Origin of the sequence: Mycobacterium scrofulaceum (genome assembly GCF_002086735.1) — a bacterium.
Classification (GTDB): Bacteria; Actinomycetota; Actinomycetes; order Mycobacteriales; family Mycobacteriaceae; genus Mycobacterium; species Mycobacterium scrofulaceum.
In genome coordinates this window covers 68585-88355 of sequence record NZ_MVIJ01000016.1, presented here as the reverse complement: position 1 = coordinate 88355, position 19771 = coordinate 68585, and the positions used below count along the sequence as shown (strand labels likewise).

Genomic DNA, 19771 nt, shown 5'->3' with positions numbered 1-19771 from the left:
TATGGCCAACTTCACCGCCGCCGACGTCAAGAAGCTTCGGGAGCTCACCGGCGCCGGCATGCTTGATTGCAAGAACGCGCTGGCCGAGAGCGACGGCGACTTCGACAAGGCCGTCGAGGCGCTGCGCATCAAGGGTGCCAAGGACGTCGGCAAGCGCGCCGAGCGCGCCACCGCCGAAGGACTGGTCGCGGCCAAGGGCGGCGCGCTGATCGAGCTCAACTCCGAGACGGACTTCGTCGCCAAGAACGCCGAATTCCAGGCCCTGGCCGACCAGATCGTCGACGCCGCGCTCAACGCCCAGGCCACCGACCTCGACGCGCTCAAGGCCGCCAGCGCCGGCGGCAAGACCGTCGAGCAGGCCATCGCGGACCTGTCGGCCAAGATCGGCGAGAAGCTCGAACTGCGCCGGGTCGCCCACTTCGGCGGCACCGTCGAGGCGTACCTGCACAAGCGCGCCGCGGACCTGCCGCCGGCCGTCGGTGTACTGGTCGAGTACGAGGGTTCGGACTCCGAGGCCGCGCACTCCGTCGCGCTGCAGATCGCCGCGCTCAAGGCGCGCTACCTGTCCCGCGAGGACGTTCCGGAGGACGTGGTGGCCAGCGAGCGCCGCATCGCCGAGGAAACGGCCAAGGCTGAGGGCAAGCCGGAGCAGGCGCTGCCCAAGATCGTCGAGGGCCGGCTGAACGGATTCTTCAAGGACGCGGTGCTGCTGGAGCAGCCGTCGGTGTCCGACAGCAAGAAGACGGTCAAGGCCCTGCTCGACGAGGCCGGCGTGACGGTGACGCGGTTCGTGCGCTTCGAGGTGGGCCAGGCCTGAGCCCCGCGCGCGGGCGGGCTAGCGTCGATACATGCGACACGTGCATGCGTTCGGCGACGACGCCCTCGGTGACCTGGATGCGGTCGGCCTCGCCCACGCGATACAGGCCGGCTGGGTCAGCCGCGCGGAGGTCATCGAGGCGGCGATCGCCCGTACCGAAGCCGTCGATCCGGTCCTGAACGGCCTCGCGTACGCGGCCTTCCAGCAGGCCCGCACCGCCGCCGCGGCAACCGGCTTCTTCGACGGCGTCCCGACGTTCGTCAAGGACAACGTCGACGTCGCGGGCCAACCGTCAATGCACGGCAGCGACGCGTGGACGCCGTTCGACGCGCCCGCCGACAGCGAGTTCGCGCGGGTGTACCTGGCCACCGGCCTGACGTCGATCGGTAAGACGCAGCTCTCGGAATTCGGGTTCAGCCCGTCCGCCGAACACCCACGGCTGGGGCCGGTGCGCAACCCGTGGAACACCGACTACACCGCGGGCGCCTCGTCGTCGGGCTCGGGTGCGTTCGTCGCCGCCGGCGTGGTGCCGATCGCCCACGCGAACGACGGCGGCGGCTCCATCCGCATCCCGGCCGCCTGCAACGGGCTGGTCGGGCTCAAGCCGTCGCGCGGGCGGTTGCCGCTGGACCCGACACTGCGCCGGATGCCGGTGGGCATCGTCGCCAACGGTGTGCTGACCCGTTCGGTGCGCGACACCGCGGCGTTCTACCGGGAGGCCGAGCGGATCTGGCGGAATCACAAGCTGGCGCCCATCGGCGACGTCACCGGTCCCGGCAGACAACGGTTGCGGATCGCGGTGGTGACCCGCTCGGTCCAGCGGGACAGCAGTCCGCAGGTGCGGGAGCTGACGCTCAAATCGGCGGGGCTGCTGGAAGAGCTGGGACACCGCGTCGAACACGTCGAGGAGCCCCCGGTGCCGGCCAGCTTCGTCGACGATTTCGTCTTGTATTGGGGCTTCCTCGCCCTGGCCCAGGTGCGCGGCGGCCGGCACATGTTCGGCAAGACGTTCGACCGAGCCCGGCTGGACAGCCTGACGCTCGGACTCGAACGGCACACGGCGCGCAACATCCACCGGCTGCCGTTGGCCATCACGCGGTTGCGCCGGATACGCAGGCGCACCGCGCGGTTCTTCGGCACCTACGACGCGGTGCTCACCCCGACCGTCTCCGACGAGACTCCACGCATCGGGTATCTGGCTCCCACCGACTACCGGCAGGTGCTCGATCGGCTGATCGATTGGGTCTCGTTCACCCCGCTGCAGAACGTCACCGGCGAGCCGGCCATTTCGCTTCCGTTGGCGCAGTCCGCGGAAGGCATGCCGGTGGGCATGATGCTCTCCGCCGACCTCGGCCAGGAGGCGCTGCTGCTCGAGCTGGCCTACGAGCTCGAAGAGGCCCGGCCATGGGCCCGGATCCACACCGTCTGAACTGGTCGGCGACCCGCTTCGCCCGGCTTCGCCGCGCTCGCGATCGCCGCGTGTCGATGGCGGCGACCCGCTTCGCCCGGCTTCGCCGCGCTCGCGATCGCCGCGGCGTCAGTCGGACCCCAGCTTGTCGAGCATCCGCTTGAAATCGCGCTGCTGGGTATCGGTCAGCTTGGCCAGGATGCGGGCATCGGCGGTCCGCACCGCGCCCTCGGCCCGCTTCAGCAGGGCGCGGCCCTGACCGGTCAGGGTGGCGGGCAGTGCGCGCCCGCTGGACACCGATGTCGGACGTGCCACGGCGCCAATGTCTTCCAGCTTGCGCAGCACCGTGTTCATCGCCTGCGGTGTGACGCCCGCCTGCCGGGACAGTTCGGCGCTCGACATTCCCGGGAGCATGGAAAGCATCCGCAGGCACACGAATTCGGGCAGCGTGAGGCCGAGCGGACCCAACACGGCGGAAACCTCCGGCCGCAGCAGGCTGGCCACCCGGTAGAGCAGGTAACCCAATGGGGCGTCTTCGGCCTGAACCATGTCAATCATATTGACATATTCCGGCCGTCCGGGCGCGACTTCGGGGGCAAACCCTGATTGCCGGCCCGGCAAAGGGGTAACCGCCCGCGGTAGTACGTCGGTCGCGATCAGGAGGTTTCCATGCCCAAGACGACGAAAAGCGGCAAGCCGAAGAAGGACGAGTTGCCCAGCACTTTGCGACGTTCCAACGCCAAGGCGCAACGCACGTTTGCGAAGACGCACGATTCGGCCGCGGACGAATACGGCAGCGAAGAACGCGCCCACCGGGTGGCGTATTCCGCCCTCAAGCACAGTTTCGAGAAGGTCGGCGACCATTGGGAGCCCAAGGAACAGAAGGGCCCGTCGGACCAGCGCGCCAAGAGCGGCGGTCCGCGAGCGTCCGGGCCCACCGCCGAGGGTGTGGACGCGAACGCGAGCAAGAAGCACTTGCTTGACGTCGCCCGACGGCTCGACGTCCGGGGCCGGTCCACGATGAATAAGGCGGAGCTGGTCGACGCGATCAAGAAGCACAATCGCCGCGTCCGGAACAGGTGATCGCGCCTCGGCGGAGCTTCTCAGCCCGTCGTGATCGGTTCGTGCGGCGCCGTGAGCAGCCCAAGTCGATCCGCGCCTGCGGACCGTCGGCAAGTGCGTCGTGCCGCCGGCGCGACGGGGGACGCGCGGAACCCCCAATCCTCTTGAGCGCGAACGCCGTTCGTGCCGGGGCATGCGTTGTCATCCCCTCAAACGGACGTGATGCCGGCCGTCGGGGACGGTGAAGGTTCGCCCGGCTCGTTGGCCGTCGCAGCGCACCTCCATAGCGGGCGGCAGCCCTTCCAGCGTCACCTCGGCGGCGCCGTCGGTGGTGATGGTGATCGTGGAACGGGGCAGCGCGGCAAGTCCGGCGCGAGCGATGTCGACGGTCAGCCTCGCGACCCCAGTGAGCTCGAGTGTCAGGTGCGGCCGGGCCCCGGGCGCCCGCCCCGGCTGCCACGTCTGCTCAGCGTATGTGCCCGGCATGGGTCGGAAGCTCAGCACTAATCCGCCGCGTCTCCGTACCCGGTGCGGAGCGTCGGGGCGTGCCAGCGAGCGTGCCTCCACGGTGGCGACAGCGCCCCGGCGCGACGCGGTTTCCGGAGTGGCGGCCAGTCCCGAAATCCACCAATTCCGTTGTGGCCCAAGGCCTAGGTCCGCTCGCTCGAGCTGGGGATACCAACTGAAGCTGATGTGGCCGGGATCGGCTTTGCGCGGTTGGGTCGACATGTGGGCGACCGAGTCCGCGAATTTGCCCTGCACCGCCATGGCCACGTGGTCTTCGAAGGGGTAGAGGGTGAAGTGGTAGCGGTAGCCGAGCCGATGAAGCTTGAGCAGCTGCTGCGCGACGGCGAAGAACGGCACGAATTCGTCGAGCAGACCATGGGCGATCACGAGTGGAAGCCACCGGGCGTTGCGCAACAGCGGCCAGGTTTCGCCCTCGCGTGCGCAGTGCGAATCGGGGTCCACGTCAGCGGGCACGGCGACGCCGGGCAGCAACCGGATGCCGCACGTCGGGGAACCGGCCAGGATGACGGCCTGCGAGAAGACTGCGGGATACGTCAGTCCCAGCCGATAAGCCGCGTAGCCCCCCATCGAATAACCCACGACCACCGTGCGGTTCGGGTCGGTGCCGAGCTGTTCGGCGACACGAGCCCAGACCTCCCACACGTCGAGCTCGCCCTCGTCGAAGTACCAACATGCCGGGCCGCGCCCGAGCGGACTCGCGATCACCGCGTCTCGCTTGTCGCACATCTGGTCGAGCAGGCGGTGATTGACCGCGGCGAACTGGTTCTGGCCCATCGCGATCGAGTGCAGCAAGAGCGTCAGGGGCAGCGATTTCCCGGGCGCGAACGACTTGGGCAGGCACACCGAATACGGTTGCACCCGGCCGAGGAACTGCGGTTCGGTGGCGAGTAAACCGGTCTGAGCCAGTCCCTGGCCCAATTCGATCGAGGAGACGTACCACCGCGTCGACGTGCCGGGCACAACCGGCTCGTCGGTGGTCATGCCAGAGGCAAGGTCGTGCCAGGACACGTTGACCGAGAACTGCGAGATGTCGCCATCTGCCAGCGCCGCCGCCTGCGCCCGTTCCGAGAAGAAGTTGTGGTACGCGGCCTCCTGGTCACACCTGCGGAAGGCGACGTTGTAGACGTTGGGTTGCCCGGACTGCGCCCCGCGCTCACGCGGAACGTCGGCGAATCCGTCACCTGACCCGTTCGCGAGACCGGCCACCATGCGCACCGTCCAGGTTCCCGTCGGCTCGATGAGCGCGCGCGGTATCCGCGCCAGGAATGACCGCGCTTGCATGTCGACCGTGTGGGGGACCGGGATCGCGGTCTGCGCCGACAGGTCCATCAGCTTCGCCCCCGCGCCACCGAGGAGCAGTGCCAAGTCGATCCCCGTGGACCGAAGGCCGGCCCCGGCGGGCCACTGCCTGCAGGCGGCGCTTTCGCGCCCGGTGTCGAAGGCGAACAAACCGAGCGGTATCGAGGGATCGATCAACGTGTTCCAGTCGATCCGCCACCAGGTGTCGCTTTCGGTGAGCCCGATCGCGACGCGAAAGATGTCGGCGCCGTTGCCGGCGGCAGGCCCATCCGGGTAGATGTATGTCCCCTTGGGGGGAACGACCCGCCCCTCGGGCAATTTGACTCTGGTGCCGGCCGCGCCGTGGTCGTCATAGACGAAGTCGGTCCAAAAGAATGCGCCGTGGGCCAGCCGGCCGGTCCCGCAGGTGCGTGGGAAATCCTCGCCGAACGGCCAGCCGGCCGGCGCGGGCAACCGCGGTTCCGGTCGCAGGGCAGCGGGCGGCACGCCCTCCGGCATCCCGTTCTCGACGACCAGGCCCGATTCGGGCGCGTTCGCGCGCACCTCGTCGGTGTTGCCGCCGGCAAAGCGAAGCGCCGTGCGCAGAGGCGACAACGCGATATCGAGTAATGACACGGGTGCCCCTTCCGTCAGTCCGTCAACGAAGGCGCTGGCCATCCCATTCGGCTACTCATCTTGGGGAGCATTACCCGGGGTGCGGCCGTCGTATCCAACTCGGGCCCGGAAGCTCCAATCGATGTGTTCGCGGGTGGCTCCCGTTTGTCGTCCGGCCGTCTGGGTAGTCATGGGCTGGTCGATGCCGAGGCTGTGGGAGGCAGATGCTGGAGCGAACCACCGAGTTCGTCGCCGTCGAACCCGGCGTCGAGCTTTCGGTGCAACGATTCGGCGAAGGCCCCGCCGTTCTCCTCATCGGCGGCCTCGGCATGCCGAGCCTGACATGGGAGATCTGCGGGCTTCCCCAGTCGCTCGTCGACGCGGGATTCCAGGTGATCGCGTACGACGCGCGCGGGCTGGCACCGTCCTCTGCGCCGCCGGCGCCGTACTCGGTGGCCGATCTGGCCGGCGACGCCGCCGCCATCCTCGACCATTTCCAGGTGCGGCAGGCCACGGTCGTCGGTTACTCGATGGGCTGTTACACCGCGCAGATGCTGCTGCGCCACCGGCCCGATGTGGTGCGTGCACTCGTGTTGTTCGCCGGGCTTCAGCCCTCACCGGTGGGGGCGATGGTCGGAGAGATGGAGCTCGCACTGATCGAGCGCTACGGCGAGATGCCGCGCGAGGTGCTGGTGGTGGAGCAGTTGCTGACCACCCTTCACCTCCCGATGCTGCAGGATCCGGCGACCGTGCGGGGTTGGCAGCAGGCGCTGTCGGCGGGCTACGAAAGCGCATGGGCGGGACCCGACGGCTTCAAGGGGCAGCTGACGGCGTCGCAGCAGTGGATCTCGGCCGGCGAACCGACCCGCGAGCATCTCGGCGCGATCGAGGTGCCCACGCTGGTCCTGGCGTTCGAATACGACCTGTTCTTCCCCCCGGCGCTGTGTGAGGAGACGGCTCGACTCATCCCCGCCGCCGAGTTCGTGCAGATCCCGGGCGCCGGTCATGGCGGCATCTTCACCGGACCAGGAGACAGCGTCATCCGCATCACGGGTTTCTGCCGAGCGCACCGCGGCGGTTGATCGTCAGGCCTCGCCGCGAATCGCACGCGCCCGCAAGTCATCCGCAACCGCGATCCTCATCGGTCGGGGCGCCGTCCCACTCGTGGTCATGCATGAAGGCCTCGGGGATGTTGACTCGATAGCGGGCGGCCTCGGCCAGGATGTTTCCCATCGCGATGGGCAACGCGAGGCCGGGCGCGGGATCACGGCGGGTGAAGATGACGCCGTCGGTTTGTAGGTAGTCGCGCACGAATCCGCGGAAGGTGTTGCCCTGCAGGGACGACTCGCGCCATCCGTACATCAGCATGCCGGGTTCCAGCATCTTGCGCGCGCCGGGCTCGGGGACGATGACGTCGTCGTTGACCCCGAAGAAAGCCCTGTCGACCCGGGTTTGCGGATCGAACAACAGGATGCCGCTGGTCGCCCGCGGATTGCACTCGAGGGCAAACAGGCCCCGTCCGGGCACCTCGATGAAATCGAACGCGGCCTGCCCGGTGATCCCGAGCGCTTTGACGCAGTCACGCACCCATGCGGTGATGCCGTCGTGCCGAACGGATTCGAAGGTCAGAGCCGATGTGCCCTCGATCGCGTAGCGGACCGGATAGACGGCGTGGGCCTTCACCTGACCGTGGTGGCACACGGAATACGAGCAATATAGGGCGCCGTCGGCCCATTCCTGCGCGATCCACGGATTGCCCACGTTGAACTTCACGTCACGGGGGAGATGCCCAGGAGTCACTTTGTGGATGTCCTGTGAGCCGCGCGAATAGACGGGCTTGAGCGCGAACGGCTTGTCGAAATCCAACGCCTCGAGTTCCCGCTGGTTGCGCACCAACTTGAAGTCGAGGGTCGGAATGCCCAGCGACTGCAGTGTGGCCTGGAATTCGTATTTGTTCTCCAGCCTGGCCTCGAGGTCGAAGTCGGCAACGAACAACGCGCAACTCTCGTCGAACAGATCGGGAAATCGCTTGATCGTGTTGGCCAGGATCTCGGTGCCCTCGTGGATCGGCACGACGAGGTCTACGCCTTCCTCGTGGGTGATCCGGGCGAGGGCGCGGGTCCACTCGACCGGTTCGTGTCTCGGCCTGGGCGTGCGGAACGTCCTGTTGACCGCCGAAGAGAACCTCGTGATCGGAAAGGGCACCGAGTCCGCGGTCAGCACATTGTGTCCGGCGGCGTCCATCAAGCGGGCCAGGTGCAGTGACAGAAATGACCGGCCGAAGGTGATCAGCACCGTCTTTCGGTTACTTCCGGACATCGGACCTCCCGTCGGGGACAACCGCCGGTTCAAGGGTCGCCAAGTCTTCCTGCGCATGATGCGTCGACGCGGCCTGGTCACCGGTGGCGCCGCCGGCGCCGGGCCAACGAAAGCCTCTGGGCCCGTTCCTCGACGGCCGCAGCAGGACCGCACAGCCCGTCGGCCGGCCTGGCGAAGTACTACCCGCCGTCTCGCGGGAAAAACATGAGAGGACGCCGCCGGCGAGAGGAATCTGCGAGACCCGACGGGGCTTTTTCGTTCGGCGAGGGCGACGCCGGGGCTGACGACCGAAATCCCTTGGCGCTGAATCGCCGCGCCCCGGACGTTTATCCTCAGGCGGGTCGGGCATCCCGACAGCCATGGTTGCGTCCACCACCCCCAGTCAGTTGCGCCAATGCCTCAACGATGTGGACTTTCCGGCGAACAAGCAGGACCTGCTCGACGCCGCCGGTCGCAACGGTTGCGACGATGACACGGTCCGCGCCTTGCGGGGCATTCCCCCCGAGACCTACAACAACGCCGCCCAGGTCGCCGCGTCGGTCACCATCGCCGACGATCGCGACGTCCAGGACGGCGACAAAGCCACCGCGCGTCGCTCCCACACCAAACCGGGACTCGCCGAGAATGCGAAGGACATCCCCGTCCAGAGCCCGATCGTCGACGAGCTGGGCGAGAATCGCGGCTCCTGAGCCGCGGCGTCTGCGGTGCGCCCCAGCCTAGGCCCCCCGGCGCCTGCGCAGGGGATGCTCGGCGTCGATCAACTTTTCGGCCAGCTCAACCACGGGCGTGTTCGATTCCTGGGATAGACGCTTGAGCAGATCAAAAGCGCCGACCGAATCGATCTCGAAGCGCTCCATCAGGATTCCCTTGGCCTGGCCGATGATGTCGCGTGAGGCCAGGGCATCACGAAATTGCCTGGCGCGCTGCAGAATATCCCATGCGACGGCCGCATGGGCGGCAACCGCCAGCCCCGCCCGCAGCGAGTCATCGTCGAATGCAAGGGCGTGCTCGGCGTAGAGGTTGAGGGCGCCCGCCGTCTGGCTGTCCCTGAAGAGCTTGAACGAGAGGACCGAGCGGATCGGGGTGTGCTGCAGCGCTCCCCGCCGGTAACGGGGCCACCGGCCGTCCTTGTCCAGGTCGTCGATCCGAATGGTGTTGTGGTCCCACGCGTCTCCCACGCAGGGTCCTTCACCTGCTTGGTTCTGGATCTCGTCGAGCATGATCGGGTACCGGCCCGTCGCGGCCGGGGTCTCGAGGCATCGGCGGCCGGCAATCGTGATGCCGGCATACCGCGCCCCGGGCACGGCTTCGGCGACATGGAGGATGAGGCCATCGAGCGTCGCCAGACCATCGGGCGGGGTTTTCTGCTGCAACTCCCGAACAAGTTCGGCCAGCCGAAGCAGCTCATAGCACGAGTTCATCGGTTGTCCTTAAAAACGGTTGCACTGAGTGATTGTTTACCACGGTACGAATCTGCCGGACAAGCCAAAAAACGCAGCTGGGACGGCTCAGGGAGGCCATCGCCGTAGTGACACGGCAGGCCGGCTCTGCTATAACGAAGAGGTCAGGTCCGTCTTCAGTCCGCAGGGCGGCCATCCATCACGGGCCGTTGCGGCCTGCCCCTCCTCCTCTCCGAAAGCGTTGCCTTTCAGCCGAATTCGCGCTGAGCCTGTTACGGCAGCGCTAACCGCGAGTGGCTGGTCCTGGCGGCGATCGGCCGGCGCAACGGTTCAGCGCCCAACGCCTTAGGCCGACGGCAGCCGCTCCTGCCGGCCGTGAGTTGGCGCAAAAGCGAAGAGGTCATGGCATGAAGTGGCCGGAGTTCAGCGAGCTGGCACGAAGGCTCGGAATAACCGCGGGAGACAAGGTCGCGCTCATCAATGCTCCGCCGGAATACGCCCACACGATTCCCGGAGTGGACGGGTCAAGCCCCGAGCTCGCCGACGCGGTAATCGGTTTCACCGCGCGGCGTGCGGACTTGGATCAGCTGACCGCCGTGTACGTAGCCGCGCTCGCCGGCCGGCGGGCCTGGATCGGCTACCCCAAACCGGGCCGGTTGGCCACGGACCTGCGTCGCGACGAGCTCGCGCGCGACGTCCGCAGATACGGGGTCCAATCGGTCGAAAGCGTGTCGATCGACCGCATCTGGTCCGGCCTGCTGCTGCATCCACTCGAAACGGCTGAAAGCGCCGTCCAGGCCGACATCGACATGGCATGGCCCGGCGGTTAGCCACTCAAATCAATACTGCAACAAGGAAAGTGAGCCACGATGGCAATAATTCACTGGGCACGTCGAGTGATGGTCGCCGCAGTCGCGGCGGCGGCCCTGCCCGGCTTGGCGGGCGTCGTGGGCTGCGTTGCCCCCGCACGGGCCGCTCAACCGGAGTTCTTGCACGTGCCGTCGCCGTCGATGGGTCACGACATCACGGTCGAGTTTCAGAAGGGCGGAGCGCCGGCCGTGTACCTGCTCGACGGGCTGCGCGCCCGCGACGACCGCAGCGGCTGGGACATCAACACCAACGCGTTCGACCAGTACGCCGGCTCCGGCATATCGGTGGTCATGCCGGTCGGCGGCCGATCGAGCTTCTACACCGATTGGTACGGGCCGGCCACCAACAACGACGGCCCGCCGCAAACATACAAATGGGAAACCTTCCTGACCAACGAGTTGCCCGGGTACCTCGCGAGCAAGGGCGTGCGTCGAACGCGTAACGCCATCGTGGGTATCTCCATGTCGGGATCGTCGGCACTCATCCTGGCGGCCTATCATCCGCAGCAGTTCAGTTACGCGGCTTCCCTTTCGGCATACCTCACGCCCTCGAGCGGTCAGGGGCCGATGTTGATCGGGCTGGCCATGGGCAACGAGGGCGGGTTCAAGCCGCAGGAGATGTGGGGGCCCGACGGCGGTCCGGGCTGGCAGCGCAACGATCCCACCGTCCAGGTCGGCAAACTCGTGGCCAACAACACGCGACTGTGGATCTACAGCGGCAACGGCACACCATCGGAGATCGGCGAGGGCAGCCTGCCCGGCCAGGTGATCGAGCAGACGGTGCTCAACAGCAATGTCGCATTCGAGAACGCCTACAAGGGCGCCGGGGGTCACAACGCGACGTTCAACATCGATCAGAACGGCGTGCACAGCTGGGGCTATTGGGGCGCCCAACTTTCGGCGATGAAGCCGGACATGCAGAACTCACTGGGCGCCGGCGGAGGCTCGGCCTCCTAGAGAACCGGCCGGCCTCCGGTCACGGCCACCCGTGCGCCCGAGATGTAACTCGCGTCGTCGGAGGCCAGCAGCACATAGATGGGGGCGAGCTCGGACGGCTGGCCCGCGCGCCCCAGCGGCGTGTTGTCGCCGAAAGACTCCACGCTCTCCGGCGGCATGGTGGACGGGATCAGCGGCGTCCATATCGGCCCGGGCGCCACGCTGTTCACCCGAATGCCCTTGTCGCCCAGCAGCTGAGCGAGGCTGGCCGAAAAGTTGGCGATGGCGGCCTTGGTCGCCGCGTAGGGGGCCAGCGTGGGATTGGGCGTGTCGGAATTGACCGACGAACTGCCGATGATCGACGACCCCGGGTTCATGTGCGGCACGGCCGCCTTGGCGAGGTGAAAGTATGCGCCGATGTTCAGCCGGAACGTGTAATCCCATTCCTCGTCGCCGATTTCGTCGAGGCTTTTATGCATCATCTGGTAGGCGGCATTGTTGACCAGGATGTCGATGCCGCCGAATTCTTGAACGGCCCGCTCGACGACCGCCCGACAGTGCGCCGGATCCGAAAGGTCACCGGAGACCAGTACGCATTTCCGCCCGGCATCTTCCACGAAACGGGCGACCTCGCGGGCGTCGTCGTCCTCGTTGAGATAGGAGATCAGTACGTCGGCGCCCTCGCGGGCGAAGGCGATCGCGACCGCGCGGCCGATGCCGCTGTCGCCGCCGGTGATGATCGCCCGTTTACCGGTGAGCTTTCCCGCGCCCCGATAGGTGTTTTCGCCGCAGTCGGGAACGGGGTTCATCCGGGACTGCACACCCGGGGCCGCCTGCTGCTGAGGCGCGAAGCCCATGTTTCTCCTCTTTCGTGGTCGCGTCGTTTTCGCGGAAATGCGCCGCGCCGCTAGGAGTCGCGGGGCAGCGGACCGGCCGTCGGTACGTCGGGGTCGTCGTCGGCCGGCGGCTCGGGATCCCGCCATTCCTCCGCGCGACTGGGACGGTTGCCGCGCAGCGTGCCGTCCAATTCGTGCTTGAGTTCGTCGTCCTCGCGCGGACTGTGCTTAGAGCTCCCGCGTTCCACGGACGGCCCCTTTCGTCCTCGTCGCCTTCGTTCCGCTCCGACTACCCACCAGGAGGGGCGCTAATCGCTCGGCCGGCCCCGCCGCGCGGCGGGCCGCAAGAATGGTGCAGGACGTGAATATCGATACAGATGTTAAGAACTGATGCGAAAGTTGCTGCCTGGCAAAGCAACCCCGTTTCGGCAGTTAGCAGAGCAAAAAAGTCGATTCAGGCGGGCACCTATGTTTAGGGTGGCCCACGAATGGCTATTTGCGGCCTGTGTGCGTATTGCCCTTCTGGGGGGCGATTGTTCGACACGAAAGGAATGAACAATGAAGGTCACCAAGAGGGCCATTAAGACAGCCGCCGCTGCCGGGGGTATTGCGGTGGCAAGCGTTTTCGCCGCTTCGTCGGCTGCCGCGGCGCCGCCGCCCAATATTCAGGGCTTCGGCACCAGCGAAAAACTCGTCGACGGGTCGCTGATCACCGACTACACGGTCAGCAACCTGCAGCCGAGCAACGCCACGATTCCCGGCTACACGCCAAAGGGAACGCTGTACCAGGCGGACGTCACCGCCCGGTCGGACGGCGGGCTCGTGACGCCTATGGTCAACGATTTCATCGCCCGGGGGCCCAACGGCCAGAACTACCGGGTCATCGACAAGGTGGGGGCCCCGAACGGCCTCAACCCCGCGCCGATCCCGCAGGGTAGCGAGTCGACCGGAACTCTGTACTTCGACGTGACTGGCGCGCCCCCGAACGGTGTCGTCTACAACGACGGGATGCAGGACATCCTGATCTGGACGTCGAACGTGCCGGCTGGCTCGGCCCCTGGCGCGCCGAACGCCAGCCCGGCGCCGGGTGCTCCGCCCAGCCCGGCCCACACCTAGTAGGTCCTTGCGGATACCTCCCCGCGTCGCGCGTGCGACGCGGGGAGGTCCGCTTTTGGTGGCCGGTTGCTGCATCGTGCGGGCACGAATCGGGTACACCGCATCCATGAGTAATCCAGATCACAGGCCGGCCGACGTGCGTAGGCAGGCGCGACGGAATGCCGAGCAGGCGCGGGCGACCATGGAGGACCGGCGCAGCGGCCAGAGTGGCGGAGTGAGCGGCTGGGTCGCCGAACGGGCCGGCAAATGGGATCTCAGCGGCCAGGACGAGACCACCCTTCAGCGGCAGAAGTATCTGTGGAATGTGTTGGTTGACTATTGGTTTCGTATGGAGATCGACGGCTGGGAGAACATTCCCGCGCCGCCGGCGTTGCTGGTGGGGATTCACTCCGGGGCCCCGTTCGTCTGGGACGCCTGGACCGTCGGCCTGCAGTGGTGGCGCCGCTTCGGGCAGGAACGGCCGCTGCACGGCACGGCCCACGACGCGCTGATGGCGATTCCGGTGATCGGCCGGTACTTCCGTTCCATGGGTGTGCTGCCGGCCGCCCCGGACGCGATCGCCACCGCCCTGGCCGAAGGCCGCGACGTTGCGCTGTGGCCCGGCGGGGAGGTCGACTCACTGCGGCCGTGGACCGAGCGTGACCGGGCCAACCTGGCGGGGCGAAAAGGCTTCGTGAAGATGGCGATCCGGGCCGGCGTGCCTGTGGTGCCCATCGCCACGGTTGGCGGTGCCGACGCCATGCCCGTCCTGATCCGCGGTGACAAATTGTCGAAAGCCCTGCAGCTGGACCGCCTGCTGCGGCTCAAGGTGTTCCCCTTGGCGATCTCACTGCCATGGGGGATCGCGCCGGCGGCGCTTCCGCAGTTGCCGCTGCCGGCCAAGATCAGGACCCGATTCATGCCTGCCGTAGAGCTCGACAACGATCCCGCCCGCGCCGAGGACGAGGCGTACGTCGACCGCAAGTACCGGGAGGTCCAAGACGCCATCCAGGAGGGCATGGACGCGCTCGCGCGCAAGCGCGCCTTCCCGCTCTTCGGCTGATCTAGGCGCTAAGCCGCCGTGCGGCAACAGTTTTCGGAATCATGGTGCAGGCGTGACCGCGTCGGACGAGGCGGGACTCGCCGTCATCGGCGTCAGCGTCGACTCGCTGACGATCCATTCCGGGTGCGGTGGCGTGGCCGCCATGTAGCCCACGCCGCGGACGGTGTCGACCATTGACTGATAACGGGGACCGAGCTTGGCGCGGAGCCGCCGGACGTGGACGTCGACCGAACGGACGCGGCCGTTGCAGTCGTAGCCCCACGCCTCGTGCATCAGGCGGGTGCGGGTGAAGGGCCGACCGGCATGCTGCACAAGGAAACTCAGGAGTTTGAATTCCGTCAGCGTCAGGCCCAGGTCCTCGCCCTCGAGCGACGCGGTGAAACTGGTCGGGTGCAACAGCAAGGCGCCGAATCTCAAGCTGCCGTTGATCGCACTGCGCCGCTGGACGATTGCCCGCCGCAGCCGGTCGTACAGATCGACCGTGTTGGTGCCGGGCGCCATGACGTCGTCGATGTTCCCGTCGCCGTCGGTCAGCCCCCAGTCGGCCGGTGCCACAAGGGCCACCACTGCGGTGGCGGGGGCATCGGTCGCCAGGCGGCGGCAGGCCGCCCGGGCCGCCGCCTGGTCGCGGCGCGCGTCGATGATGGCGACGTCGGCGGAATCGGCCGTCGTCCGGGCGCTATCGGTCAGCGGCACCCGGCGCATGATTCGGGCAAACGGGGTCAGGGGCGGCAGAGCGCGATCGAAGTCGTCCGCGTCGGTCAGCAGTAGAACGTCCAACGACATCTCCCGGAACTTTTGTTGGATCTGCTTTGCCCCCCGGCGCTGGGCACCTCCTGCGGAGATGTCTGCAGCGCACCGCTGATTACCCGTTCGCGGCGCGATCAATCGGACCGGTTATCCGGAAAAGTCGATGGGCCCGGTCCGTTTTCACAGACCGAGCCCATCCTCCCGGCAAGCTACTGATTGGCCTTCTGGCGCTCCTCAGCGGCCTCGGCGCCGCCGCGGGCCGCCTCGGCCTCGGCTTCTTTCTTCGCCGCGTCGCGCTGTGCCTCCGCCTTGTCCTGCTGGGCCTGGCCCTCACGGGTGAGGTCGTCCTGACCAGTCACCGCACCGACGGCCTCCTTTGCCTTGCCCTTGACGTCCTCGACGACGCCCTTGACGGCTTCAGCAGGTCCCGAGTTGTTGTCCGCCATGGATCAGTTCCTCTCGTAGGCGTACCTTGAGCGTTCGCGCTCACTGCCAATCGCCGAGGCGACCGGCCCGGTCAAACGGCGAGGCTGGCCCTTATTCTCAAGACCGTGAATTCCCGCCGCGATGGTGCGGATTCCCCCTGGCGGGCATCGCTCAAACATTCCCCGCTCAACGGACGCGAAGGCGGTGCCGGCGCCGGCGTCACCTGGGCCGAACCCCCCGAAAAGCCCTCCGCTTCGCGGACTCCGCGCATAATGCACCCCGCTGGGGCTGCGTTGTGCTGCGATGAGGCAGGATGTGAAATGCCGTTCCGGATGTTTTCACCCCGGGATGGCACTCTCATGCGAGGAGCCTGATGACGGAGTCCAGGGAGCCCCAAGCCGCCGGTGCGGCGGCTCCGCAGCCGCGGCCCACCGCACCGGAGAACGGATCGACCGCCGGGCAGCCGCGGGCGCGGCCCAGGTATTCCCGGGTGTTGCTGAAGCTGGGCGGCGAGATGTTCGGTGGGGGGCAGGTCGGCCTCGATCCCGACGTCGTCGCGCGCGTCGCACGCCAGATCGCCGAGGTGGTCCGCGACGGCGTCCAGGTGGCGGTCGTGATCGGGGGTGGCAACTTCTTCCGCGGCGCGCAGCTGCAGCAACGCGGCATGGAGCGCACCCGGTCTGACTACATGGGCATGCTGGGCACGGTGATGAACAGCCTCGCGCTGCAGGACTTCCTGGAGAAGGAGGGCATCGTCACCCGCGTCCAAACCGCGATCACCATGGGTCAGGTCGCGGAGCCCTACCTGCCGCTGCGCGCCGTCCGCCACCTGGAGAAGGGACGGGTGGTGATCTTCGGGGCCGGCATGGGCCTGCCGTACTTCTCCACCGACACCACGGCCGCGCAGCGTGCGCTGGAGATCGGCGCCGAGGTGGTCTTGATGGCCAAGGCGGTCGACGGCGTGTTCTCCGCGGATCCGCGGCTGAATCCGCACGCGGAGCTGATCGCCGCGATCAGCCATCGCGAGGTCATCGACCGGGGACTGAGAGTGGCCGATGCGACGGCGTTCAGCCTGTGCATGGACAATGGCATGCCGATCCTGGTGTTCAACCTGCTGACCAATGGCAATATCGCCCGCGCGGTCGCCGGTGAGAAAATCGGGACACTGGTCACCACCTGACGGGAAGAGCGAACGAATGATTCGCGCTGGCGACGATGCAGAACGCAGTGATGTGGGGGTACCTCCCGCTTGCGGGGGAGAGGAGCGGCGCAATGATTGACGAGGCTCTCTTCGACGCGGAAGAGAAGATGGAGAAGGCCGTAGCGGTGGCCCGGGACGACTTGTCGACCATCCGGACCGGCCGCGCCAACCCGGGCATGTTCTCCCGGATCGTCATCGACTACTACGGCGCCACCACCCCCATCACGCAGCTGGCCAGCATCAACGTCCCCGAGGCCCGACTCGTCGTGATCAAGCCCTACGAGACCAGCCAGCTCGGCGCGATCGAAACGGCGATCCGCAACTCCGATCTGGGCGTCAACCCGACCAACGACGGCACCCTCATCCGCGTGGCGGTGCCGCAACTCACCGAGGAGCGGCGCCGGGAGCTGGTCAAACAGGCCAAGGGCAAAGGGGAAGACGCCAAGGTGTCGGTGCGCAACATCCGCCGCAAGGCGATGGAAGAGCTGCATCGCATCCGCAAGGACGGCGAGGCCGGCGAGGACGAGGTCGGCCGCGCAGAGAAGGATCTGGACAAGACCACGCACCAGTACATCACCCAGATCGAAGACCTGGTCAAGCACAAAGAAGGCGAGCTGCTGGAGGTCTGACGGCCGCTCAGCAGCTAAGTTCACCCAGGTCCGTGGCAACCACCGGCGCAGCCAGCCCGCCCGACGAGCCGGCGCGCGAGGGCAGGAACACCGTGCAGCAGCCCGCCAAGAAGACCTCCCGCGCGGGACGCGACCTGCGGGCCGCCATCGCCGTGGGCGCGGGGATCGGCGGCGTGCTGATCGTGACGTTGATCTTCGCGCCGCGCTTCTGGGTTCCCATCGTCGCCCTCGCCATCCTGGTCGCCACGCACGAGGTGGTGCGACGCCTGCGCGAGGCCGGGTACGTCATCCCGCTCATCCCGTTGCTGATCGGTGGCCAGGTGACCCTGTGGCTGACCTGGCCGTTCCACGCCGCCGGCGCCCTGGCCGGCTACGGCGCCACCGTGGTGGTCTGCAACGTCTGGCGGCTGTTCATGCAGGACAACAGCAAGCGGCCCGAGCCGTTCGCCGGGTCACCGTCGGCCAACTACCTGCGCGACGCCTCTGCGACCGTGTTCCTGGCCGCGTGGGTGCCGCTGTTCGCCTCCTTCGGCGCCCTGCTGGTCTACCCCCACGACGGCGCGGGCCGGGTCTTTTGCCTGATGGTCACCGTCGTCGCCTCCGACGTGGGCGGCTACGCCGTGGGGGTCCTGCTCGGCAAGCACCCGATGGTTCCGGCGATCAGCCCGAAGAAGTCGTGGGAGGGTTTCGCCGGTTCGCTGTTCTTCGGCATCACGGCGGCGATCCTGACGGCGACCTATCTGGCCGGCAAGCCGCCCTGGATCGGCGCGTTGCTGGGCGTCATCCTGGTGCTGACCTGCACGCTCGGCGATCTGGTCGAGTCCCAGATCAAGCGTGACCTGGGCATCAAGGACATGGGCCGCCTGCTGCCCGGCCACGGCGGCCTGATGGACCGCCTGGACGGCGTGCTGCCGTCGGCGGTCGCCGCGTGGACGGTGCTGACGCTCGTTCCCTGAGAGGGCCGATACTGGACTGGTCATGGTCCAACAATTGGTTTTCACCGAACCCCGCCCCAGCAGGCCGCCGCGACACCTGGCCGACCTCGACGCGGAAGGCCGCGCCTTGGCCGTCGCCGAGCTGGGGCTGCCGGCGTTCCGCGCCAAGCAACTCGCGCATCAGTACTACGGCCGTCTGATCGCCGATCCCCGCGAGATGACCGATCTACCGGCGGCCGTGCGGGAGCGGGTCGCCGAGGCGATGTTCCCCCGGCTGTTGACCGCGGCAGCCGATGTGGCCTGCGACGCCGGGCAGACCCGAAAGACGTTGTGGCGCGGGACCGATGGGACGACCTTCGAGTCGGTGCTGATGCGCTACCCGCAGCGCAACACCGTGTGCATCTCGTCGCAGGCCGGTTGCGGCATGGCGTGCCCGTTCTGCGCGACCGGGCAGGGGGGCCTGACGCGGAACCTGTCGACCGCGGAAATCGTGGAGCAGGTCCGGTCCGCGGCCGCCGCCCTGCGGGACGATTTCGGTGATCGGCTCTCCAACGTCGTCTTCATGGGGATGGGGGAGCCGCTGGCCAATTACGCCAGGGTGGTGGCTGCGGTGCGGCGCATCACCGAACCCCCGCCGCAAGGGTTCGGCATTTCGGCCCGCTCGGTCACCGTCTCGACGGTTGGGCTGGCCCCGGCCATCCGCAAACTCGCCGACGAACGGCTCGGCGTGACGCTGGCCCTGTCGTTGCACGCGCCCGACGACGAACTGCGCGACACCCTGGTGCCGGTCAACAACCGCTGGAAGATCAGCGAGGCGCTCGACGCGGCCCGGTATTACGCCGACGTCACCGGCCGGCGGGTGTCGGTGGAGTACGCGTTGATCCGCGACGTCAACGACCAGCCGTGGCGCGCCGACCTGCTGGGCAAGCGCCTGCATCGGGCGCTCGGCCCGTTGGTGCACGTCAACCTGATCCCGCTCAACCCGACTCCGGGCAGCGAGTGGGACGCCAGCCCCAAGCCGGTGGAGCGCGACTTCGTGCGGCGGGTCCGGGCGCAGGGCGTGTCGTGCACGGTGCGGGACACCCGCGGTCGCGAGATCAGCGCCGCCTGCGGACAGCTGGCCGCCGAAGGCGGGTAGCTGGAGCGCGGGCGATTGGGCGCCGCCTGCGGACAGCTGGCCGCCGAAGGCGGGTAGCTGGAGCGCAGGCGATTGGGCGGGGCCTGCGGACAGCTGGCCGCCGAAAAGGCGTAGTGGGCGGGTGGGGCCTACCTGATCCAGCCGCGCCGGCGGCCCCACAGGTCGCGGACCAGGACGAACAGCACCACTGCGGCGAACCCGATCAGGTACCAGTTCTCGACGTTGCCGACATGGTTGCCGCGCAGCATGGCGAGCAGGAACCCGAAGACGACCAGGCCGGTGATGTGCCAGGTGCGGTGATTGATCCTGCTCCATCCCCACCGTGCGGACGGCACCTCGGCGACGTCGACGCCGTTGACGTAAGGCTCAACCTCAGTACTGGCCACGCGAATCCCTTTCGTGATCGGGTTGTACGGAGATTCTGGCATACCCGCGGTCGCGACCGGCAGCCATCGCATCGTCTCCG

At 67.6% G+C, this 19771-nt stretch carries 22 protein-coding genes; 13 read left to right on the top strand and 9 right to left on the bottom strand.

Features of this window, described 5'->3' with window-relative positions:
• Position 1 precedes the first annotated feature (1 nt).
• Positions 2–817, top strand: a complete 816-nt coding sequence (tsf, locus tag BST44_RS12930; RefSeq protein WP_083177516.1) for a translation elongation factor Ts — start codon at positions 2–4, stop codon at positions 815–817.
• Positions 818–848: 31 nt separating this feature from the next.
• Positions 849–2246, top strand: a complete 1398-nt coding sequence (locus BST44_RS12925; RefSeq protein ID WP_083177515.1) for an amidase — start codon at positions 849–851, stop codon at positions 2244–2246.
• 108 nt (positions 2247–2354) lie between these two features.
• Here BST44_RS12925 and BST44_RS12920 read toward each other — a convergent pair whose 3' ends face one another.
• Complete coding sequence (locus BST44_RS12920) at positions 2355–2774, bottom strand: MarR family winged helix-turn-helix transcriptional regulator (protein WP_142274478.1); 420 nt, start codon at positions 2772–2774, stop codon at positions 2355–2357.
• Positions 2775–2894: 120 nt separating this feature from the next.
• Between BST44_RS12920 and BST44_RS12915 the strand changes: the two genes are divergently transcribed.
• Positions 2895–3308: a ChaB family protein gene (locus BST44_RS12915; RefSeq protein WP_083177513.1), complete on the top strand. Its 414-nt coding sequence runs from the start codon at positions 2895–2897 to the stop codon at positions 3306–3308.
• Positions 3309–3488: 180 nt separating this feature from the next.
• Here BST44_RS12915 and BST44_RS12910 read toward each other — a convergent pair whose 3' ends face one another.
• The gene (locus tag BST44_RS12910) at positions 3489–5771 is read right to left on the bottom strand and encodes an alpha/beta hydrolase-fold protein (protein WP_439330719.1); all 2283 of its coding nucleotides are present in this window, start codon (positions 5769–5771) and stop codon (positions 3489–3491) included.
• Between the two features lie 161 nt (positions 5772–5932).
• Here BST44_RS12910 and BST44_RS12905 point away from each other — a divergent pair, with 161 nt between their 5' ends.
• On the top strand, positions 5933–6790 hold the full coding sequence (locus BST44_RS12905) for an alpha/beta fold hydrolase (protein ID WP_083177511.1): 858 nt from the start codon (positions 5933–5935) through the stop codon (positions 6788–6790).
• Positions 6791–6827: 37 nt separating this feature from the next.
• On the opposite strand, the gene BST44_RS12900 is transcribed toward BST44_RS12905, so the two are convergent.
• Complete coding sequence (locus BST44_RS12900; RefSeq protein ID WP_083177510.1) at positions 6828–8027, bottom strand: ATP-grasp domain-containing protein; 1200 nt, start codon at positions 8025–8027, stop codon at positions 6828–6830.
• 359 nt (positions 8028–8386) lie between these two features.
• Here BST44_RS12900 and BST44_RS12895 point away from each other — a divergent pair, with 359 nt between their 5' ends.
• On the top strand, positions 8387–8716 hold the full coding sequence (locus tag BST44_RS12895; protein ID WP_083177509.1) for a DUF2795 domain-containing protein: 330 nt from the start codon (positions 8387–8389) through the stop codon (positions 8714–8716).
• Between the two features lie 27 nt (positions 8717–8743).
• Here the strand turns inward: BST44_RS12895 and BST44_RS12890 are convergent, their stop codons facing one another.
• Entirely contained in the window at positions 8744–9448 is a 705-nt protein-coding gene (locus BST44_RS12890; RefSeq protein ID WP_083177508.1) for a GAF and ANTAR domain-containing protein, read from the bottom strand.
• A gap of 386 nt (positions 9449–9834) precedes the next feature.
• Here BST44_RS12890 and BST44_RS12885 point away from each other — a divergent pair, with 386 nt between their 5' ends.
• Both BST44_RS12885 and BST44_RS12880 read left to right on the top strand, forming a co-directional pair.
• Positions 9835–10257 carry a hypothetical protein gene (locus BST44_RS12885; RefSeq protein ID WP_083177507.1) on the top strand — a complete coding sequence of 141 codons (423 nt, stop codon included), beginning with the start codon at positions 9835–9837 and terminating at the stop codon, positions 10255–10257.
• A gap of 39 nt (positions 10258–10296) precedes the next feature.
• The gene (locus BST44_RS12880; protein ID WP_083177506.1) at positions 10297–11253 is read left to right on the top strand and encodes an esterase family protein; all 957 of its coding nucleotides are present in this window, start codon (positions 10297–10299) and stop codon (positions 11251–11253) included.
• Here the strand turns inward: BST44_RS12880 and BST44_RS12875 are convergent.
• Both BST44_RS12875 and BST44_RS30405 read right to left on the bottom strand, forming a co-directional pair.
• A complete protein-coding gene (locus tag BST44_RS12875) occupies positions 11250–12089 on the bottom strand; it encodes a glucose 1-dehydrogenase (protein ID WP_083177505.1) in 840 nt (279 codons plus the stop codon). The genes BST44_RS12880 and BST44_RS12875 overlap by 4 nt on opposite strands.
• A gap of 50 nt (positions 12090–12139) precedes the next feature.
• The gene (locus BST44_RS30405) at positions 12140–12316 is read right to left on the bottom strand and encodes a hypothetical protein (RefSeq protein WP_167380197.1); all 177 of its coding nucleotides are present in this window, start codon (positions 12314–12316) and stop codon (positions 12140–12142) included.
• Positions 12317–12626: 310 nt separating this feature from the next.
• Here BST44_RS30405 and BST44_RS12870 point away from each other — a divergent pair, with 310 nt between their 5' ends.
• Positions 12627–13184, top strand: a complete 558-nt coding sequence (locus BST44_RS12870) for an MPT63 family protein (protein WP_083177504.1) — start codon at positions 12627–12629, stop codon at positions 13182–13184.
• A 106-nt stretch (positions 13185–13290) separates the two neighbouring features.
• Positions 13291–14226, top strand: a complete 936-nt coding sequence (locus tag BST44_RS12865; RefSeq protein ID WP_083177503.1) for a lysophospholipid acyltransferase family protein — start codon at positions 13291–13293, stop codon at positions 14224–14226.
• Positions 14227–14265: 39 nt separating this feature from the next.
• Here BST44_RS12865 and BST44_RS12860 read toward each other — a convergent pair whose 3' ends face one another.
• Positions 14266–15012: a winged helix-turn-helix domain-containing protein gene (locus BST44_RS12860; protein WP_083177502.1), complete on the bottom strand. Its 747-nt coding sequence runs from the start codon at positions 15010–15012 to the stop codon at positions 14266–14268.
• A 173-nt stretch (positions 15013–15185) separates the two neighbouring features.
• On the bottom strand, positions 15186–15422 hold the full coding sequence (gene mbp1 / locus BST44_RS12855) for a microaggregate-binding protein 1 (RefSeq protein WP_007171420.1): 237 nt from the start codon (positions 15420–15422) through the stop codon (positions 15186–15188).
• Between the two features lie 353 nt (positions 15423–15775).
• Between mbp1 and pyrH the strand changes: the two genes are divergently transcribed.
• The 4 genes from pyrH to rlmN all read left to right on the top strand — a co-directional run bounded on the left by pyrH (position 15776) and on the right by rlmN (position 19305).
• Positions 15776–16582 (top strand): UMP kinase, encoded by an 807-nt coding sequence (gene pyrH, locus BST44_RS12850; RefSeq protein WP_083177501.1) that lies wholly within the window; start codon positions 15776–15778, stop codon positions 16580–16582.
• Positions 16583–16674: 92 nt separating this feature from the next.
• Positions 16675–17232, top strand: a complete 558-nt coding sequence (gene frr / locus BST44_RS12845; protein WP_068040603.1) for a ribosome recycling factor — start codon at positions 16675–16677, stop codon at positions 17230–17232.
• 32 nt (positions 17233–17264) lie between these two features.
• Positions 17265–18188, top strand: coding sequence for a phosphatidate cytidylyltransferase (locus BST44_RS12840; protein ID WP_083177500.1), 924 nt, complete (start codon positions 17265–17267; stop codon positions 18186–18188).
• Between the two features lie 22 nt (positions 18189–18210).
• On the top strand, positions 18211–19305 hold the full coding sequence (rlmN, locus tag BST44_RS12835) for a dual-specificity RNA methyltransferase RlmN (protein ID WP_083177499.1): 1095 nt from the start codon (positions 18211–18213) through the stop codon (positions 19303–19305).
• A 128-nt stretch (positions 19306–19433) separates the two neighbouring features.
• On the opposite strand, the gene BST44_RS12830 is transcribed toward rlmN, so the two are convergent.
• Entirely contained in the window at positions 19434–19691 is a 258-nt protein-coding gene (locus BST44_RS12830) for a DUF2631 domain-containing protein (protein ID WP_083177547.1), read from the bottom strand.
• Between the last annotated feature and the right edge of the window lie 80 nt (positions 19692–19771).

Coding starts and splice junctions, on each gene's coding strand:
- tsf (WP_083177516.1), top strand. CDS start 2: ATGGCCAACTTCACCGCCGCCGACGTCAAGAAGCTTCGGGAGCTCACC.
- BST44_RS12925 (WP_083177515.1), top strand. CDS start 849: ATGCGACACGTGCATGCGTTCGGCGACGACGCCCTCGGTGACCTGGAT.
- BST44_RS12920 (WP_142274478.1), bottom strand. CDS start 2,774: ATGGTTCAGGCCGAAGACGCCCCATTGGGTTACCTGCTCTACCGGGTG.
- BST44_RS12915 (WP_083177513.1), top strand. CDS start 2,895: ATGCCCAAGACGACGAAAAGCGGCAAGCCGAAGAAGGACGAGTTGCCC.
- BST44_RS12910 (WP_439330719.1), bottom strand. CDS start 5,771: ATGGCCAGCGCCTTCGTTGACGGACTGACGGAAGGGGCACCCGTGTCA.
- BST44_RS12905 (WP_083177511.1), top strand. CDS start 5,933: ATGCTGGAGCGAACCACCGAGTTCGTCGCCGTCGAACCCGGCGTCGAG.
- BST44_RS12900 (WP_083177510.1), bottom strand. CDS start 8,027: ATGTCCGGAAGTAACCGAAAGACGGTGCTGATCACCTTCGGCCGGTCA.
- BST44_RS12895 (WP_083177509.1), top strand. CDS start 8,387: ATGGTTGCGTCCACCACCCCCAGTCAGTTGCGCCAATGCCTCAACGAT.
- BST44_RS12890 (WP_083177508.1), bottom strand. CDS start 9,448: ATGAACTCGTGCTATGAGCTGCTTCGGCTGGCCGAACTTGTTCGGGAG.
- BST44_RS12885 (WP_083177507.1), top strand. CDS start 9,835: ATGAAGTGGCCGGAGTTCAGCGAGCTGGCACGAAGGCTCGGAATAACC.
- BST44_RS12880 (WP_083177506.1), top strand. CDS start 10,297: ATGGCAATAATTCACTGGGCACGTCGAGTGATGGTCGCCGCAGTCGCG.
- BST44_RS12875 (WP_083177505.1), bottom strand. CDS start 12,089: ATGGGCTTCGCGCCTCAGCAGCAGGCGGCCCCGGGTGTGCAGTCCCGG.
- BST44_RS12870 (WP_083177504.1), top strand. CDS start 12,627: ATGAAGGTCACCAAGAGGGCCATTAAGACAGCCGCCGCTGCCGGGGGT.
- BST44_RS12865 (WP_083177503.1), top strand. CDS start 13,291: ATGAGTAATCCAGATCACAGGCCGGCCGACGTGCGTAGGCAGGCGCGA.
- BST44_RS12860 (WP_083177502.1), bottom strand. CDS start 15,012: ATGTCGTTGGACGTTCTACTGCTGACCGACGCGGACGACTTCGATCGC.
- mbp1 (WP_007171420.1), bottom strand. CDS start 15,422: ATGGCGGACAACAACTCGGGACCTGCTGAAGCCGTCAAGGGCGTCGTC.
- pyrH (WP_083177501.1), top strand. CDS start 15,776: ATGACGGAGTCCAGGGAGCCCCAAGCCGCCGGTGCGGCGGCTCCGCAG.
- frr (WP_068040603.1), top strand. CDS start 16,675: ATGATTGACGAGGCTCTCTTCGACGCGGAAGAGAAGATGGAGAAGGCC.
- rlmN (WP_083177499.1), top strand. CDS start 18,211: ATGGTCCAACAATTGGTTTTCACCGAACCCCGCCCCAGCAGGCCGCCG.